This is a genomic window from Lacrimispora sp. YZC11 (genome assembly GCF_057543815.1).
This window is the reverse complement of record NZ_BAAJYQ010000005.1, coordinates 662,758-681,382: the sequence shown is the minus strand read 5'-3', so window position 1 is coordinate 681,382 and position 18,625 is coordinate 662,758. Positions and strand designations below refer to the sequence as shown.

The window sequence follows — 18,625 nt, the reverse complement described above, 5'->3', positions numbered from 1 at the left end:
GCAATCATTGCAGGTGTGTGATTGAAACAAAAACAGTTGCATCTTTGCAGGAGTCATTAAATTGGTTGGTAACCCATTGGAGCAATAAATAAATGCAAGTAGATAAGCTCAAGGCTCCAACGGGTCTCTCTTTTTCTATAAGTATTAGTCAATTTAATGTCTACGCCAAGGCCAAAATGCGTCTTTCAGGAATCTGCATTACTGCCTCAACACACGTGGAGGTAATAACTCTGTTGCAGAAAGCCTGAGACAGAAGTGCAGAATAGTAATGCTAATTTGACATATTAAAACGGATAAGTAAATAATACAGTAAATAAAGATAGGCATTAGCGTAATTATACCGTAGGGTAAATATACGTTAATGTCTTGGTAGAAGAATGCTCTGAAATACAACTATCAGAGCAAATGAAAGAAGGTTTGTAATGATTAGACCAATAATGAAGGATGTCGTTTTCCTGAATCAGAAGTCAGATCCAGCAACGGAAGCGGACAAGCAGGTGGTTCAGGATTTGCTTGATACTTTAAAAGCGAATGAAGCAGGCTGTGTAGGTATGGCGGCTAACATGATTGGTGTCAAGAAGAGAATAATAGCAGTGAGTATGGGTTTTGCTAATATTGCTATGATTAATCCAGTGATTGTAAAGAAGTCTGGTGCGTACGAGACGGAGGAAGGCTGTCTTTCTTTGATTGGAGTTCGCAAGACCACCAGGTATAAGGATATCGAGGTGGAGTTTCAGGATATGAATTTTAATAAACAGTGCCAGAAGTTTTCCGGATGGATTGCACAGATTATACAACATGAAATCGACCACTGCGATGGCATAGTGATATAGAAGTATAGGCATTGATGGAAGTTGTAATAGTGAAATGAATACTAGAAAAGTGGAATAGAAGGATTTTAAGCTTAATATAAGAATCGGGAGGTCAGATCATGGTAGAGACAGGAACAAAAGCACCAGCATTTTCATTGCCGGATCAGAATGGATTGATGCACACGTTGGAGGAGTACAAGGGGAGGAAGGTTATTTTATATTTCTATCCAAAGGACAATACTCCGGGCTGCACCAAGCAGGCTTGCAGCTTTGGAGAGTTGTATCCGCAGTTTCAGGAAAAGGGAGCTGTGGTTCTTGGGGTGAGTAAGGACAGTGTGGCATCACATAAAAAATTTGAGGAAAAGTATGGACTACCATTTACATTGCTTTCTGATACGGAACTTACCTGTATTCAGGCATATGATGTCTGGCAGGAAAAAATGAATTATGGTAAGGTTAGCATGGGAGTGGTTCGAACCACATATCTCATCGATGAAGATGGGGTAATTGTAAAAGCCTTTGGTAAAGTGAAGGCAGAGGAGAATCCGGCACAAATGCTGGCGCAGTTATAGGATATGAAGATAATAATTTCTCCGGCAAAGAAGATGAATGAGGATACGGATTCCATTGAGGTTACCGGAATGCCCGGATTTATTAATGATGCTATAATATTGATGCATGAAATGCAGTCCTTGTCCTTATCAGAGGGAAAAGCATTGTGGAAATGCAATGATAAATTGGCAGAATTAAACTATAAGCGCTACAAAGATATGGCTTTGATGCGTAGACTGACACCGGCAGTAATAGCATATGAGGGCTTGCAGTATCAGCATATGGCCCCGAAAGTGCTTACAACCAGGGCACTTTCGTACCTATCGGATCATTTGCGGATTCTGTCAGGCTTCTATGGAGTACTCAAGCCCTTTGATGGGGTAACGCCATATCGACTAGAAATGCAGGCAAAGCTATCCGTGAATGATTGTAAAGATTTATATGATTTCTGGGGAGACCGGTTGTATCATAGTCTAGTGGACGATGACAGAATTATCCTTAACTTGGCTTCGAAGGAATACTCACAATGCATCGAGAAATATATCACACCGAAGGATCGATTTATTACGATTGAGTTTGGTGAGCTAGTGGAAGGGAAAGTGAAGCAAAAGGGAACAATATCGAAGATGGCTCGCGGTGATATGGTGCGGTTCATGGCAGAGAATAATATTTCTGATTTGAATGGTCTCAAGGATTTTCAGGAGCTAGGATTTGCTTATTCCAAGGAGCTTTCCAGCAATTCAAAATACGTATTTATAATGTGAGATGAGAGGTTGTCATGAGAACCAGAGAAGAGGTATAGCTTATTGCCTTACGTTCAGGGCTGTAGACCAGGAGGCTCCCTTTCATAAGTAAGAGGTTGCTACTAAAAATTGATTTAAAAGGAATTGATATTACTTGTAAATAGTGGTTTGGATTTCTGCCGTCGCGGATAAAGATTTACATCTTAAAACAGATGTTATCAAGCCAAATGCATAGGATATATTGAAGAAGTATTGACTCCTGAAATTTTTGTAGAATGAATGGAGGTCTGTTTTTTTTGTATTACAGGTAGAGATTATAAGGGAAGTACAATTGACAAATTTATTTAAAGCAATGCCTTCTTTTTTTACTATAGAAAAAGGGGTGTGCCCTATGCAAAAAGTTACAGGATTTCATCAATCTTATCTACTCGACCTAAAGTTTATTTTTACGTTTGGAAAAATATATCTATGAGTAGAAAAAGGAAGATAAGTACTAAGACAGCTGAGCTTAACGCAAAGGAAGAATATATTGCATTTAGATGATGTTTCTAAAGTAGAGAAAGATTATATAAAAGCTTTAAAAAATAAGGAAATCAAGCTGTTAGATAAAGATAATGAAAAATAATTTTATGTTATAAAAATAGGAAGTAGATTATTTTTAATAGAGGGAGGGTATTCTGTGAATTTTTATATAGCATCGAGTTTCAAGAATGTTGAACAGGTACGAGAGATTTCTAATGAGCTAAAGTTAAAAGGTTATATCCACACATATGATTGGACTCAAAACGAAAAAGCTAGTTCCCTCGAAAAATTAGCTACTATCGGTGTAAAAGAAAAAGAAGCAGTGATGAATTCGGATTTCCTTGTTATTTTATTGCCAGCAGGTAAAGGGAGTCATATTGAGTTAGGAATAGCCCTTGGGCTTAGAAAACGAATATATATATATTCCCCGACAAATGAAATTTACGAATATGATAAAACAAGCACTTTTTATCATATAGAAGGTGTAAATAAGTTTGTTGGGAGTTTTGATTTATTCACGCAATACCTAATGGAACAAGAAAATCAAGTTAAAATGAATCTTAATAAGAAGGATTAAACCGTCTTTTATTATATAATCTATAAAGTTTTTTATACTATGCATATGCAGAAAAGAATCGAGAGATTTCGATTACGAACAGGTGTGGATATATAAAATAGTTAAGAGTATATGCCGCCGGAAACCATAGAAATACCAATATCTTTTTGTAAGAGCTGGTGTAGTGACTTTTTTCCAGTTATACCATATAATGGGAGGTGACACCTAAAGGAAATTACAAATCAGGGGGGGACATAAGATGAAAAATGAGAGAATGTTAAAATCAATGATTGCCAAATGCCTGGTGTTGGCAATGAGCATTAGTTTTGTGCCTGGGAATGTTTGGGCACAATCACGAAACAGCCCAATGTTAAAGGATCAGGTAATTGCGACACCATCCAATGCAGACGAATTTATAGGGGAGGAAGAGGAAGTAGAAATCACGGACGATTATGATTTAGCGACGGATTCTGATGCCAAAGGAAAGATTCCGGTTGAAAACTTGGTTTTATTAACAAATCCTGTTCCTTTTGAAGAGATAACACTGGATGGACGAGAGTTTTCTACAATAGTTTCCGGTAATGCGGTTCCATACTATCACGTGATTAAGTATACTGTTCCTGAAGGTAAGGGTGGGCACTATACAATAGATGCTGAATATATCGATAGTAGTTATGGTTCATTTACCTTTTATATTTGTAACGAAGAACAATATGAAACAATATGTAATAAAATTGAAACGAAAGGATATCCGGTTTATGCATCAACACCAACGGAGTGTCTTGCTTACAAGAGCTATGGATCTCTTGGTTATCGGCTGGAGGAGGGGCAGGATTACTACTTTATTTCAGCCCAGAGAAATGATGATGATGATGATTATAATTTAGCCCTGACACGTGACATAGACGTGACTCTCGATTGTTCAGATGCCACAAGAGCAGGAACACAGGCATTATATTCTAAAGGTAGTGAGTGGCATTATTCCAGCAACAGAGATTCATTTTATGGAGAAAGAAACATTACTCCTCCGGAAAAATCAGGGTATCGATTTGAAGGATATTATATGGAGGCGAATGGACAAGGAACACAAGTGATTGATGACCAGGGAGAGATTTTGCCGGAAATGAGTGCACTGTCAGAAGATTGTACAGTGTATGCTCATTGGAAACCATTTAGTCCGGTTTCCTGTCAGGAGATCAAACTGGAGGGGCGAAGATTTTCCATGATAGTATCCGGCGGTGAACGTCCATATTATCAAGCTTTTAAATTTACAGTTCCCGAAGATGGCGGCGGCTCTTATTCATTTTATCAATCCCGTATAAAAGATGAGATTGATGCGTCCGGCTATATTTGCACTCCAGAGCAATATGAAAGGATGTGCCATAAAATTGAGCAAAATAAATGCTCTATTTTCTCACCGGCACAAACAGATTATCTGATAGATGACTATTATTCCTTTGGCATTTATTATAATTTAGAGGCTGGAAAGGATTATTACTTTATCTCGGCCGGAATTAGCGATAAAGAAGGTAATTATAAGGTAGTCTTTGAGCGTGATATCACGGTCACTTTCGTAGCGTCAGATGCAGATCAGCCTGGAACTGTTGCAGTTTATTCGAAAGGTGGAAAATGGATTGAGAGGGGCGGTTCGTATTCTGATTTGATAAAAGTCAATCGTCCGCAAAAGGATGGCTTTAAATTTGCTGGATATTTTACCGAGGAGAATGGACAGGGGATAAAGGTCATCGATTATGATGGGGAGATTCTTGCGGAAATGTCAGAGTTGAACAATGATACAAAAGTCTATACTCACTGGGAACGCTTCAGTCCGGTTGCGTATGAAGATATTTTGCTGTCAGATGGCAGATATTCAGTCACTTGCATTGCAGAGAACGCACCGTACTATAAGGTACTTAGATTTAAAGTACCTGAAAATGGCGACGGATATTATACCTTCTATAATAGCAGTGATGAAGATCAGCGTATGTATGGTTATTTGTGCAATTCTGACCAATATGAAGAATTATGCAGGAAGATAGAGGCCGATGGTTGTGGTCAGTGGTTTCCAAATCCGGAGGATTATTATGTTAGCTACAGTTCTATATTGAATGTATGTCATCAATTGGAAAGTGGACAGGAATATTTTTTTGTTGCAGCCAGAGGTTCAAAGAAGGTTGAAGGCGAATATCAATTATTGTTTAGACGTGACATTGAAGTGGTACTGGATGCGGGAGAGGCAGATTATCAGGGAACTTCAGTGTTATACTCAAGTGGCAATCGATGGAATAAGAATGACGATCGACAGTGGGAGATTACTGACATAATAACCCCAAGGAGAGAAGGATATCTGTTTGCTGGTTATTTTTCGGAAAAAAACGGCCGGGGAAATATGGTAATTGATCAGGATGGCTATATTTACCATGAAGATATGCATGAATTTAAAGACAATACTACGATCTATGCTTTGTGGGAAGATAAAAATCTTGAATTTAAAACAGATTACCTGGCCAATGGAATAAAAGGTGTTTCGTACAAGCATCAACTGGAAATTGCATCTAAAATGACTTTTTTATGGTGGGTAAGTGAAGGAGAACTTCCTGGAGGGCTTTATCTGGATTTCTTTAATGGCTGCATTATTGGACTGCCGACTGAAACCGGCACTAAAACGGTCGTAATAACAGCAGGCAATTCACAGATTAAATTGCACAAAGAATTTACAATCACCATTAATGAGCCAACACATTCAGACAGTGACGAGGAACATCCGGGCACTTGGATCATGGATGAAAACGGCAATTGGCGCTACTACAGCAGCGGCAGAAATTATTATTCAAACGAATGGAAATACCTCGAATACAATGGTACGTCCCACTGGTATTATTTTGGCAGTGACGGCTATCTAATAACCGGTTGGTTTGCTGACAATACCGGAAAATGGTATTATTTAAATCCTGTTTCCAATGGCACCAGAGGTGCGATGCAGACCGGCTGGCTGACAGATCCACTGGATGGATACCGCTATTATCTCGATCCACAGACCGGGCAGATGGCAATAGGCTGGGTTAATGTTGATGGAATTTGGTATTACTTTACCGAGTCGGGAGGAGAATATTCCGGTTGGAAATGGGATGCGGTTGCCGGAGCATGGCAATATGAGAATATCGGAAGACGTCCAACGGGGGCACTGGAACCGAATAAGAAGTGAAATTAGTAATCTGATTGGTACAAGACACTTGTATTTTAATTGGATTAGTGATTTTTATGACACTTCCTAAAGAACAAAAATAAGATGAAAGATGATGGAGCTGGAAAAATGAGCAAAGGAAAAGCAAAGCATTTGGTAGTGATCTCCTATGATGCATTTTCAGAAGATAACTGGGAAAAGGCAAGTCGGCTTCCCAACCTTTCCCGATTAATAAAAAGCGGAGCATTCAGTACAAAATTAAAAAGCGTCTATCCGACTCTTACCTATGTAGTGCATACCACTATGGTGACCGGCGTTTATCCGGATAAGCATGGAATCTATCATAATACCCCTCTCCAGCCTTTCATTGATGAAGAAGAACAGGCGTGGTTCTGGTTTAAAAAGGACATCAAGGCACCTGCTGTGTATGATGCTTTGAGAAATTGTGAAATGAAATCAGCCGGAATTCTGTGGCCTGTTACCGGAAAGGCCTCCATTCGCTATAATCTTCCGGAGATAAAGGCAATCGGACGTGAGAATCAATCTCTTAAGATCTTAAAAAATGGAAGTCCATTTTTTTGTATTGGGCTTGAGAAAAAATATGGAAAATCTAGAAAAGGGATTGAACAGCCTTACCTGGATGATTTTACAGCCATGTGCGGAAAAGACACCATTCTAAGCAAAAAACCGGAACTTCTGATGATGCACTTCATTGAACTGGACGATGCGAAGCATCATTATGGGACAGACAGTCCTGAGATTGACAATGTTCTGATCCGGATGGATGAAAGAATCGGTAAGATTATCGAGGCAGTTCGGGAGGCAGGCATTTTTGAGGAAACGGTTTTTCTGGTGTTGGGAGATCATGGGCAGAAAAATGTAAGGTACAAGGTGAAGCTGAATCAATTGTTAAAAGAAGAAGGCCTTATTTATGAAGAAAAAGGGAAAATGTTTTGGAGAGCCTATATACAGTCTACAGGAGGGTCTGCCTATTTGCACTTAAAGGAAAATGACGAGGAAGCGAAGCAGCGTGTACTACAGATTCTAGCGGCAGAAGAGAAGAACTTAGGTATTGAGAGGATCTATACCAGAGAAGAACTGGAACGTTTTCATGCGTTCCCGATTTCGGGGTATATGCTGGAAGCAAAGACTGGTTACTGTTTTGATGACAGCCTTACCGGGTCCCTTGTGACTGACTTGGAGAAAGAGAATAGAAAGTATGCAACTCATGGGTATTCACCAGAGAAACCAGAGTATCGATGTGGCTTTGTAGTATCAGGAAATTGTATTAAGAAAGAATACCAGTTGGGAGAAATCCAGATGGTAGATATAGCTCCTACGATTGCAGCAATTCTCGGCATTGATTTCGGTCCTTGTGACGGCAGAGTGTTGGATGAGATATTCAGAATTAATACGAAAGCGTAAAACACCTGGGAAGAAGTATGCCTTTTCGGCATTATTTTTACTCACTCAAGGCATGTGGAAACCGTCGTGTTGCTGGAGCGGAAACCGCAGTAAATCAGAGGATTTCGAGGATTTGGGCAGGATATGTGGGTGTGCTTTTGTGGTTGTTCGGGGGATAATATGTTTCCGGTTACCGTGGTGGGGTAAGGAAAATGAACGTTTTGGCAAAAGAAGTGGACTTACTTTTAATGGTTTAATGATACTAATACGAGGAATAGGAAATGAGATATGAGCCAGAGCACTTTTATTTTGATTTTATTTTTCTAGAACGAAGAAATATTAGTCATATCAAAGAAAAATTGATTTTGAGAATATTGTGGAACTATTGCAGAATTAGCTGAATTGACGGGATTTAGAATCCAGAACTATATAGAAAAACATTATTTGAAAACTGAAGAATAACGTCAAGTTGCTTTAAATACATGGCAAGATATCGAATTTTGTGATTTAGAAGAGGCATATACTTATTCTTCTGTTGTAGATTCTGAAGATTTATATCGAATTGATTATATAAAACGGAAAAGAAAATTTCCAGCGTCAATAATTTTTACTCTAACTGAAGGAATCACAGAAGAATTTTTTGGTGTGTGGTTATTAGAAAATGATGAAATACTTACAGAAGATTTTTTTAATCCGGATATTAACAGGAGTATAATATATCCAATTCCTTAAAAATATAAGAAACAATCAATTGCGAATAACCTGTAAGAGATGGAGGAATCTTGTGGGAACATAGAGGGGCGGGCTGAGCGAAAATGTCAGGAAGATAAGAGTTTTACAATGATGATTGCTACAGGAAACTTACTCTTTGGATAGTTTGAGTTAATGCTTGGAGGATAAAATGTTTATTAAAAGTTTAAATATATCTGACTTAGGATATATTCAAAGTTTGGAGATACAATTTAGCAACAATAAGGTTAACATTCTTCAAGGAGGGAATTGTTGCGGAAAAACTACGATTTTGGCTACGTTGTATTCGATATTGCAAGATAAAGAAATCTTGCAATATAAGTCTGAAGGCAGCAAGACGCAATTACAGATAGAAATAGTTGAGGATAATTGTAAAGTAAAAGTGAAGAAGAGTTATGTTGATGGTCGTCCTAAACTACTAATTAATTCTTTTGATGAAATGAAGAAATTATTATCTATTAGGCGTGATAGACTATACTTGTTTAGTGGTGAATTTATAGGGAATAAATATAAACTTGATAGTGACCAGATTAACAATGCAGGAAATCTGCTTAATAAATTGGAGATAGTTGATGAGTACACAGCACTCATTTCGACTGAAGATAATAAATCCTATAACTTTATGTCTGGGGGTATGCAAGCATATTATTGGATCCTTAATTTATTGTATCATGTTCCTCAGAATAGTGTTGTTATGATAGATGAACTATTTGCTAAACTGGATTTGCATATGACAGAAAATATCCTAAACATTATGGATAAAATTGAAAATGTTCAATTTATATTAACTGCAAATTCGATGTTGGATGTAAAAAGAGATTATAATAAAATCGTTTTAGAATCGAAGTACGTGCATTCATATAGGTATAGTGTATCTGATTTTAGTTATAGAAGAGTTTTTAGCAATAGTTTGAAGGTATTATCTGCTCTTGTAAATGATGAAAAGCGGAATTCATATGATAGACATATTATTAAATATGAATTAGGAAAAGAAATTGACGAAGTAGAAAACAGAAGCGTAGAATTTAAAGAAATTAAAGGAAATAATCCATGTAATTCAATTATTGATAATGCAGAAATCTACATTAACTCTTATCTTAATAGTAGGGTGTCAGGAATCGGTATTATAAAATGGGGGATTTCAGATGAAGGAATTATAAAAGGTGTAAGACTTAGTAAAAGGGATAGAGATACAATTGATAAAATGATTTCTGAGAAAGTAGGACAGATGAAGCCATATGTTAGTACCGAAGGAATTCATATATCCTTTGAAGAGATTATATCTGAAGGGAAAATCCTGAATGAACTGTTTATTGTTGAAATATCGGTTGAATCCGTTGATTCAGATATTCTCTTTTCTACTTCAAAAAGCGAAATATACATTAAGACAGATGGTGGAAAACGAAAACTTAATCCATTTGAAATACAACAGGAGTTACAGTTACGTTTAAGGCTCTGAATTAGGACAGTGGGGTAAACCGTAATTTTGCTATGTGGTATAAGAAATAACTTTCACCGCACGTTGAAACCATTGTATTGCTGGAGCAGAAAGCCCAGTAAACCAAAGGGTTTCGAGGTTTTGGGAGTGATATGTGGGTGTACTTTTGTGGTTGGATAAGATGGGATATATTTCCTGTTACCGTAGTGGGGTAAGGAAAATGAACGTTTTAGCAAAAGAGTTAAACTTGTGTTAAGGGGAATTCGTGAATAAAAACCAAATATGAAAGAGTAGTCTATGTCTATATGCATAGAAAAAATATGGAAATAAATATGTCATAGTTTATTAATGTCATGGGAGGAAACAATAATACATGATAAAAATTGAGAAATTTATGAAACTTGCTTCTTGCATGGATTTAAGAGTTTGGAAGTGTTTATTGCTAATTAGACAAGCATCTAAGGCTTATAGACCACCTTATTTGCAACTGACTATAAACGATTTTTTGGAAGACAATGATATTGGTAAAGAATTACATGAAACGCCTTGGGATATTATAGTTAATGCAACAATTTCAAATCCTGAAGGTTATGTTATTGCAATTACATATGCAATGAAGATGATAACACCACATTTGTCTATTATTGACATGTTAATAGATGAGTTACAAACTATAAAAATAGATAAGTTGGATTTTCGTGAAATAGTTGATTTTTTGTCAAATGTTTCTTTGGATGATTCCTCTTTGTCTATGCTCTATGAATTTGCATTATCCAAAGAGTTATTAGCAACTTCTTATTTAAAGGGAGATTTCTATACACCTAGAAGTATTGTTGATTTCATGTTAAAAATGTTTAATATAAAAAATCAAGGGAGTATTTATGATCCCTGTTGTGGAAGTGCTGCTTTGCTATGTCGAGCGGCTAACCTGTATCCTGATAAAAAGTTAGGATTGTTTGGTCAGACGTTGGATAATACTTCGTATCAAATTTGCTTGATGAATCTTTTTTTGCATGGGTTCTTTGCTGATTTAGGAGACCGTCCAGCCAATACATTATTGGAAGATCTGCATGAAAAGCAAAAATTTGATTATATCATTACAAATCCACCATTCAACCAACGTGACTGGTTTGATGAAAGGGATATTACAGGGGCTGATAAATGGATATATGGCTTACCACCGGTAAAAAATGCAAATTTTGCATGGATTCAACATGTCATTAGTCATTTAACAAACAATGGTAGCGCAGCGATTATATTACCTAATAGCACGTTGACAACACAAAACAGGAAGGAAGATAAGATACGTCAAAAAATTCTTTATGACCAGTTTATAGAATGTATTATTACACTTCCAGCAGGACTTTTTTACAATACCAAAATTCCCTGCTGTATATGGTTTATAAATAAAGTCTCTAAGAGAAGTCGAGATGTACTCTTAATTGATGCAACAAAGATGAAGCTAAAACAAAACAATGACATAGAATTTAAAAAGTTGATGGAAGTGATACAGGAGTATCGGATGGGAATCTTGCAGAAGATAACTGAGTTTTATGCAATTGTTTCTTTAGAGAAAATCGAGCAAAACCGTTACAATTTAAGTCCGAACCTATATACCAAAAGGAAATCAATATCACTATTGTCTATACAAAAAAATAAATTGCAGTTTGAAACTTCAGTTGATACATTATGTCCTCTTATATCTGATTCATTACTGTGCACATGTATAAGAGAATGGAAAACAACAAAGGTATCCACTAATTGGAAAAAAGCGTTTATACCAGAGTTATATGACATATTTGGTGGTATTTTAAAAAGAAAAGAATCGTTTGGTCATGGAACACCGATGGTGGATGTAAAAACAGTTTTGCGTCATCTCTTCCTTCCGGACTTGTTATCATCGTTTGTTGAGGTATCTAAAGAGGAAGCAGAAAAATATAGTATAAAATTAGGTGATATTCTATTAAATCGAACAAGTGAGACAATTGGAGAACTGGCTTGCTGCAGTGTTTCAACTAAAGATTATAATGCGGTATTCGGTAACTATGTTAAGAGACTACGACCTTGGAACAGATCGATTGTTGATTCATTTTATATGGCAGGTTATTTTCGTAGCATGATATACCGCCAAGAAGTAGAGAATGTTTCTCCTGTATATACAACTTATGCTACAATGAATATTGATAGGCTTTCTTCTATATCTATTTATTACCCTGAATTAGAAATGCAGCACAAGATTGGAGAAACTTTATTTAACCTTTCTAATTTTCAAGAGAGAAATTGTAATAGTGAATTAAATGCAAAGATTGGAGAGTTTTTACAGTTGCTTATTGAGCAGTTTATTACATATCCTGTGTTGTTACTACAAAAGAAGGAGAACTAGAGATGAATCAACAGAAACAAATGCAGCTTGTACTTTTGTTCTCACTAAATGAATTGGGAGGTGGTGGACAGAGAAGACAAGTGTTAGAATATATTAACAATAGCAACTATTGGTTTAAGAATGACCTAAACGATAAAATAAGGTCTTCTCGCAATGAGAATGTGTGGAGAAATAATTTCTCATATGAACGCCAACATCTGAAAGCATTAGGGTATATGAAAAATTGCTCAGATGGGACATGGGAAATAACGGTGGAGGGAAAGACGCAATTAATATTAATGGTCGAGGAAGCTAAGAAGCTAAAATTGAATGCCAGTATCTGCTTTACACCTATTTTCTTCCAAAAAATTATATCTGAAGAGGAATCTCTTGAAGCAGAACAAAAGCAGCTTTTTATAGAAAAGGCATCATCAACTCGTAACAATTCAGAAGATACATATATTTACTATTCAATCGAACCGCAGCCAATAGGAACTATATCCTCTCCTTCCTCCAAAAATCGAAACTATCTGAGAAGCTATTCTGTCTCAATGCAGGCACTTAAAACAGCTGGACATATATGTGAAATAGATCCAACTCATATATCATTTATACGAAAGAATAGTACAGTCTTATATATGGAGCCTCATCATTTGGTTCCTATATCATTTACAGAATATTTTGGCGTAAATCTTGATAGAGAGCAGAATATTTTTTCGCTATGTAGTAATTGCCATAATCAAATCCATTATGGTTTGAAAGAAGATGTTCGATGTATGGTTTCTAAACTATTTTTATCTCGAGAATTTGAGATTAATTCAATAATAGGGAGGAAGGTTAGTATGGAAGAACTTTATTGGATTTATGAAGTTTTGTAATACAATGAAATTATTATTACTAGATGTAATCATATCTTATTGTGATTAGAATATAAATAACGGAAAATGACGAAACATGTCATTCGCAGGGGGTAATGCTTATTGATAATAAGGCAAATGACTTCAGATATTATAGTATTAGATGTGTCTTAGGCTGATTGAATTATGGTTATATTTGTTTAGAAATATGGTTATTAATGTTTATAAAGAGTGAAGTGAATATAGATGAGTATAGAATATGGTACAACTTGTACACCAATTATGTAATATAAAAATAAAGCATAAGATATAAAAATGGAAGTAGGAAACGAATGGGATAAATAGATTATATTAGATTTAGTTTTAATTAATATAATAAGTAAATTTGTATGGGGTATTACAGCCCTTTTGCTATGTAGTATAAGTATTCTATTTCACCGCATGTGGAGACGGTATGTCTTCTGATGAAAAAAGCCCAATAAATCAAAGGATTTTGGCATTTTGCAAATAAAATGGATGTGTGTTTTGTTTCCTTAGTGTGATAATATGAGAAGCGATTTACCCCAGCGGATAGGTTTGTCGGAATGAGTGACGAACATTTTGGCGAAAGGGTACTTTTACACAAAATTTTTTCAAATTATAAGGAACCATGTAAAGGACGCAGGAAGATGAATAATGATTTTGAAAATATAAACGAATTTAAGATAGTACTTGAAGTAGCGAAGAAGCAATTTTGACCTTGCAAATATAATTACTTGCGAAAATACTGAAATCGTTTTGGATTCAGAGATAATCACTGCTTTGCAGCAGTTATATTTTATTGCCGAATCGTATGATACTTTATGAATATTCAATTTTTCTTATTAACTTAAATTTAGCATTTGAACGATCATAAAAAATCCTAACAAGGTTTATCCAGATATCTTATATGGCAATATTTTAGCATTAGATAAATTGGCATGCTTTATTTTTTGTTGAATTAAAATATGTTGCGTTCAATAGAAAGAGAGTGAAAAGCATGGTGAAATCAGGCCGAGTCCCAAATTCCCAAACCAGCAGCATTCATATCGAGTATAGTAATCCATATAAATTGCAGTAACCTAGCTCTATGGTGAATTAATAAATTATGTTTGATAAGGAGATTTATTCAATATGACACAGTTTACTGAGGAAATCCTTATAATAATTAAGGGAATACCATATGGGAGAGTTATGAGCTACGGGCAGATTGCAAGACTTGCAGGAAATACTAGAGGTGCGAGACAGGTAGTTAGGATACTTCATTCAATGTCTGAGAAGTACAATCTCCCATGGCATCGTATAATTAACTCTAAAGGTAAAATATCAATTACTGATAAAAGGCATGCAGCCATTCAAAGAGAACTTCTAATTTCGGAAGGAGTAGAAGTATCTGAGGAAGGATACATAGATATTTCTACATATGGAATATGAGATCAATGCTGCGGTTGTTATAGTCAACAACTAACCCGATGATACAGTCATACCGCTATTCAAAAAGTCAATTGGTATGTTAAACGGATAAGTTTATATGGAATTTTGATAGAAAAGGTTCCGGTTCTGTTAAAAGTTTTCATAACTTATCCTATAGAAAAATTCGTATAGCTTTGTAATCAGTAAGCAACACTCTCAATACTTTTGCAGGTACCATAGCTCACATATTTAATCATTACCTAATAATCTAACCAGCTGTACCGGTATAGAAGTAGCCGATGCTCTCTGCACATTTTTTCTACCCAGAAATCTAAAATTATGGGTGGCTATTTGCTAGTGCTGATATAATTCATCAGTGTTATTTCCTCCGCTTTATATAGTTCTTTTTCTGAAGCGTTTTTGACTTTACCAAGAAGGAGAATTCGTGATGTTCTCGATAAGGTAACGGAAGGGCCGATTGTAAGATCATTACAATAGTGTCAGTTGAGTTTCCCCGCCAGAATACAAATAAGAACTTTTATAGGTCACATCATATAAACGAAATAGCAGTTTTTTTAATGTCGTCGGTTTTTCATGACATTTGAAAAATCCTTTGGAATCAGTTATTATAAACATGGAAACAATAGTTTTATTTACACAGAATACTTTCATTTTTCTGATATTATTCTGTATTTGCCAGGGAGGAAAATTGAAAGATGAAAATATTATTGGTGGAAGACGACAGGGAAATCAGTGAGATGTTAATAGATTTTCTTCAGATGGAGGGCTTTGAAGTCCAAAGTTCCTTTGATGGAGAGCAAGCAGTAAAAACATTTTTCAGCGGGTCTTATGACCTGGTGATTTTGGATTTAATGCTGCCGAAAATCAGCGGACTGGAGGTCATGAAACGGATCAGAAAGGAAAGTGTGGTTCCTATTATAATTCTGTCTGCCAAGGATACGGAATCGGATAAGATTTTTGGATTGGGACTGGGTGCGGATGATTATATTACAAAACCATTTTCTCTTACGGAGGTGCTTGCCAGAGTAAAGGCAAATCTGCGGCGTACCACCCAGTATTCTTCTGGAGGGGAAACTACCTCTGTTTGTCTTGGCCTGGGAGATTTGGAAATGAATCTGGAAAGTCATACGGTACACAAAAATGGACTGGCAGTGGACTTAACTGCAAAGGAATATGAAATCCTTCGTCTGCTTCTTTCCAATCCGAAAAAGGTTTATACCAAGGCACAGCTCTATTCTTTCATATGGCAGGATGATTATTTGGGTGATGAAAATGCCGTCAATGTTCATATCAGCCGTCTCCGTACAAAGATTGAGGATGATCCCAGGAAGCCACAGTATATTCTAACCGTTTGGGGAATCGGATACAAGTTGGGAAGTCCAAAGGAGTGAATTCATGTCTCTATTAAATAGAAAGACTTTAAAACAAATTCAAAATATTAGTGATGAACTGGAAAGCATTTTAGATGAAGATACTGATGAAAAATTGATGTTATTTACCGAAGATAAGGAAATCAAGCATCTTTTGGAACAGATCAACCGCACGCTGGAAGACAGGCAAAATGCAAATGCCGGTTATCGCAGATCGGAATTAAATACCAAACGAATGCTTTCTAATATTTCTCATGATTTGAAGACGCCCCTGACAGTTATCATCGGTTATTTGGAAATGCTTTTGATGCAGGAGAATCTTGAAAAGGACATGGTAAGAAAGGTTTCTCATAAGGCCAACGAATTAAAGGAGCAGATCGACCAATTTTTTACACTTGCAAAATTGGAAGCAGGAGATACGGTATTGACTATGTCCAAAATAAACTTAAATGAATTTTGCCGGGAGGCCATTGTTGATTTCTATAATATCTTAACGGAGAAAGAATTTAAAGTGAACATAAACATTCCTGATCCCCCTGTTTTCGTTTATGCGGATCGGGAAGCATTGGGACGTATTCTTAATAATCTGATCAGCAATGCAGTCCGCTATGGAGATGCAGGACATTACCTGGGACTGAACCTTCGCATGGAGGACAACTTTGTTTGTGTGGATGTCATTGACCATGGAAAAGGCATTGCATATTCGGAAATTTCACGTGTATTTGACCGTCTCTATACGTTAGAAGATTCTAGAAACCGGGAGATCCAGGGCAATGGATTAGGTCTTACCATAGCAAAAAGCCTGGCAGAAAAAATCAACGGCACACTGACTTTAAAAAGTATCCAGAATGAGGAGACTGTATTCACTTTAAAACTCCAGCAGTTTAATTACTAAATTTTTTGCATTGAAATTTTCTTGCGCGAAAGAAATTCGTAAGATTTATTCAAGAGTTTTGAAGAAATCACATGCTAGAATTTTGGATATGGAAAGGAAGTGACAAAATGCAGATAATTTTAACAACGGATCATTTAAACAAACAAATAGGTGCAGAAACCATTGTATCCGATTTAAACATGCATATTGCTAAAGGAGAGATTTATGGCTTTCTTGGGCCAAATGGCGCAGGAAAAACAACGGTGATGAAGATGATCACCAATCAATGGAAACCAACTTCAGGAGATATCATTTTATTTGGTGAAAAACTGCTCCCTGATTCGTATTCATTTTTAAAACGTATGGGTAGCATGATTGAATTTCCGGTGTTTTATAATGAACTGACGGCGGAAGAAAATTTAAAGATGCACTGTGAATACATGGGTTATTACAGTCCCGATAGTGTAGAAAAAGCATTGTCCCTGCTGTCTCTGTCAGATACCAGAGGAAAAAAGGTGAAGGAATTTTCGCTGGGAATGAAGCAGCGGTTGGGTATTGCAAGAGCCGTTCTTACAAAGCCGGAATTTTTGGTACTGGATGAACCGACAAATGGCCTTGACCCGGCAGGTATGAAACAGCTTCGTGATCTGTTCCTGATGCTGTGCAAAGAGTATGGAATGACCATTCTTATTTCAAGCCATTTGCTTTCTGAAATCGAAAGCATTGCACATACCATAGGAATCATTCATAAAGGCAGGTTGGTAAGAGAAATTTCTATGAAAGAGATTACAGACAAGGGGCTTGAGTATCTGGAGATCAAAACACCGGAGACAGCGAAAGCATCTTATATTTTTACAGACCGTTTTAATATTTCAAACTTTAAAGTGTTAAATGACAATCGTATCAGGGTCTATGCAAAACAAGCCACGTCACAGGAGATTATGAAGGCGTTAACGGAAAATCAGATTGAAATTCAGGGGTTCCATTCCCATTCAGAGTCTTTGGAAGAGTATTTTCTGAAAGTCACAGGAGGTGAGAGCGAATGTGGAAATTAATTCGGATGGAATGGAAAAAGAATCATACGAAAAAATATATGATCAGACAGGCAATCGTAATTGCAGTCCTTGGACTTCTTTTATTTGCCTTGTGCTATGGGGGGATTACTGTTGATCCTGAAACAGGACTGACGGAATCCGCACCAGAGATAGAGACTATGGCAGTGCAGATTGATCTGTTTACCAATCTTACGTTTTTGATTTTTACGTCGGTGATGCTGTCTTCCTTTATAATCAGTGCGTATAAAAACAAAACTCAGAGTCTGATGTTCAGTTATCCCATTCCCAGGAAAAAAATTATTTTATCCCAGATGCTTGCAGTATGGATTTTCTGTGGGGCAGTTCTTTTCATCGGAAAACTGTTGATTTATCTGTTATTGGCATCTGCATCAGGGCTGAAAGCTGACTTCCCGCTGGGGTATGATATGACAAGCATAAGCTTTTATATACAGGTTCTATTAAAGACGGTTCTTACGGTGACCCTGGCATTTATCCCTTTGTATATAGGAAAATTGATGAAGTCATCGAAGGCAGCTATTATTTCTTCATTTTTATTGTTTTCAGTTATGAATGGGACCATAGGAGACTTGACTTTAAGGGGAAATACGTTTCTTCCTGTCTGTTTATTTGGTGTTTCCCTTATTTGCGGATTTTTTACAGTGCACAACGTTGAAAAAGAAGATGTGATGTAAAT

Annotated in this window: 14 protein-coding genes; all 14 read left to right on the top strand. The window is 36.5% G+C overall.

Features of this window, described 5'->3' with window-relative positions:
* Positions 1-422: 422 nt before the first annotated feature.
* The 14 genes from AC27IJ_RS06240 to AC27IJ_RS06175 all read left to right on the top strand — a co-directional run bounded on the left by AC27IJ_RS06240 (position 423) and on the right by AC27IJ_RS06175 (position 18,623).
* Entirely contained in the window at positions 423-833 is a 411-nt protein-coding gene (locus tag AC27IJ_RS06240) for a peptide deformylase (RefSeq protein ID WP_487148020.1), read from the top strand.
* A 98-nt stretch (positions 834-931) separates the two neighbouring features.
* The gene (locus tag AC27IJ_RS06235; protein ID WP_313257992.1) at positions 932-1,384 is read left to right on the top strand and encodes a peroxiredoxin; all 453 of its coding nucleotides are present in this window, start codon (positions 932-934) and stop codon (positions 1,382-1,384) included.
* 3 nt (positions 1,385-1,387) lie between these two features.
* On the top strand, positions 1,388-2,128 hold the full coding sequence (yaaA, locus tag AC27IJ_RS06230; protein ID WP_313257994.1) for a peroxide stress protein YaaA: 741 nt from the start codon (positions 1,388-1,390) through the stop codon (positions 2,126-2,128).
* Positions 2,129-2,786: 658 nt separating this feature from the next.
* The gene (locus tag AC27IJ_RS06225) at positions 2,787-3,206 is read left to right on the top strand and encodes a hypothetical protein (protein WP_312441448.1); all 420 of its coding nucleotides are present in this window, start codon (positions 2,787-2,789) and stop codon (positions 3,204-3,206) included.
* Positions 3,207-3,444: 238 nt separating this feature from the next.
* Complete coding sequence (locus AC27IJ_RS06220; RefSeq protein ID WP_487148017.1) at positions 3,445-6,390, top strand: N-acetylmuramoyl-L-alanine amidase family protein; 2,946 nt, start codon at positions 3,445-3,447, stop codon at positions 6,388-6,390.
* Between the two features lie 108 nt (positions 6,391-6,498).
* Positions 6,499-7,794: an alkaline phosphatase family protein gene (locus AC27IJ_RS06215; protein WP_487148015.1), complete on the top strand. Its 1,296-nt coding sequence runs from the start codon at positions 6,499-6,501 to the stop codon at positions 7,792-7,794.
* An 880-nt stretch (positions 7,795-8,674) separates the two neighbouring features.
* The gene (locus tag AC27IJ_RS06210) at positions 8,675-9,982 is read left to right on the top strand and encodes an RNA-binding domain-containing protein (RefSeq protein WP_487148014.1); all 1,308 of its coding nucleotides are present in this window, start codon (positions 8,675-8,677) and stop codon (positions 9,980-9,982) included.
* A 352-nt stretch (positions 9,983-10,334) separates the two neighbouring features.
* On the top strand, positions 10,335-12,344 hold the full coding sequence (locus AC27IJ_RS06205; protein ID WP_487148012.1) for an N-6 DNA methylase: 2,010 nt from the start codon (positions 10,335-10,337) through the stop codon (positions 12,342-12,344).
* 2 nt (positions 12,345-12,346) lie between these two features.
* Positions 12,347-13,201: a winged helix-turn-helix domain-containing protein gene (locus AC27IJ_RS06200; RefSeq protein ID WP_487148010.1), complete on the top strand. Its 855-nt coding sequence runs from the start codon at positions 12,347-12,349 to the stop codon at positions 13,199-13,201.
* 1,131 nt (positions 13,202-14,332) lie between these two features.
* The gene (locus tag AC27IJ_RS06195; RefSeq protein WP_312441452.1) at positions 14,333-14,632 is read left to right on the top strand and encodes an MGMT family protein; all 300 of its coding nucleotides are present in this window, start codon (positions 14,333-14,335) and stop codon (positions 14,630-14,632) included.
* Positions 14,633-15,327: 695 nt separating this feature from the next.
* Positions 15,328-16,023: a response regulator transcription factor gene (locus AC27IJ_RS06190; RefSeq protein ID WP_312441453.1), complete on the top strand. Its 696-nt coding sequence runs from the start codon at positions 15,328-15,330 to the stop codon at positions 16,021-16,023.
* 4 nt (positions 16,024-16,027) lie between these two features.
* Positions 16,028-16,897, top strand: coding sequence for a sensor histidine kinase (locus tag AC27IJ_RS06185; protein ID WP_487148007.1), 870 nt, complete (start codon positions 16,028-16,030; stop codon positions 16,895-16,897).
* A gap of 107 nt (positions 16,898-17,004) precedes the next feature.
* Positions 17,005-17,931: an ABC transporter ATP-binding protein gene (locus AC27IJ_RS06180; RefSeq protein WP_312441457.1), complete on the top strand. Its 927-nt coding sequence runs from the start codon at positions 17,005-17,007 to the stop codon at positions 17,929-17,931.
* Positions 17,919-18,623: an ABC transporter permease gene (locus AC27IJ_RS06175; protein WP_487148004.1), complete on the top strand. Its 705-nt coding sequence runs from the start codon at positions 17,919-17,921 to the stop codon at positions 18,621-18,623. The genes AC27IJ_RS06180 and AC27IJ_RS06175 overlap by 13 nt, the downstream gene beginning before the upstream one ends.
* The last annotated feature ends 2 nt before the right edge of the window (positions 18,624-18,625 follow it).

Coding starts and splice junctions, on each gene's coding strand:
- AC27IJ_RS06195 (WP_312441452.1), top strand. CDS start 14,333: ATGACACAGTTTACTGAGGAAATCCTTATAATAATTAAGGGAATACCA.
- AC27IJ_RS06210 (WP_487148014.1), top strand. CDS start 8,675: ATGTTTATTAAAAGTTTAAATATATCTGACTTAGGATATATTCAAAGT.
- AC27IJ_RS06235 (WP_313257992.1), top strand. CDS start 932: ATGGTAGAGACAGGAACAAAAGCACCAGCATTTTCATTGCCGGATCAG.
- AC27IJ_RS06175 (WP_487148004.1), top strand. CDS start 17,919: ATGTGGAAATTAATTCGGATGGAATGGAAAAAGAATCATACGAAAAAA.
- AC27IJ_RS06240 (WP_487148020.1), top strand. CDS start 423: ATGATTAGACCAATAATGAAGGATGTCGTTTTCCTGAATCAGAAGTCA.
- AC27IJ_RS06185 (WP_487148007.1), top strand. CDS start 16,028: ATGTCTCTATTAAATAGAAAGACTTTAAAACAAATTCAAAATATTAGT.
- AC27IJ_RS06215 (WP_487148015.1), top strand. CDS start 6,499: ATGAGCAAAGGAAAAGCAAAGCATTTGGTAGTGATCTCCTATGATGCA.
- AC27IJ_RS06205 (WP_487148012.1), top strand. CDS start 10,335: ATGATAAAAATTGAGAAATTTATGAAACTTGCTTCTTGCATGGATTTA.
- AC27IJ_RS06190 (WP_312441453.1), top strand. CDS start 15,328: ATGAAAATATTATTGGTGGAAGACGACAGGGAAATCAGTGAGATGTTA.
- AC27IJ_RS06220 (WP_487148017.1), top strand. CDS start 3,445: ATGAAAAATGAGAGAATGTTAAAATCAATGATTGCCAAATGCCTGGTG.
- AC27IJ_RS06200 (WP_487148010.1), top strand. CDS start 12,347: ATGAATCAACAGAAACAAATGCAGCTTGTACTTTTGTTCTCACTAAAT.
- AC27IJ_RS06180 (WP_312441457.1), top strand. CDS start 17,005: ATGCAGATAATTTTAACAACGGATCATTTAAACAAACAAATAGGTGCA.
- yaaA (WP_313257994.1), top strand. CDS start 1,388: ATGAAGATAATAATTTCTCCGGCAAAGAAGATGAATGAGGATACGGAT.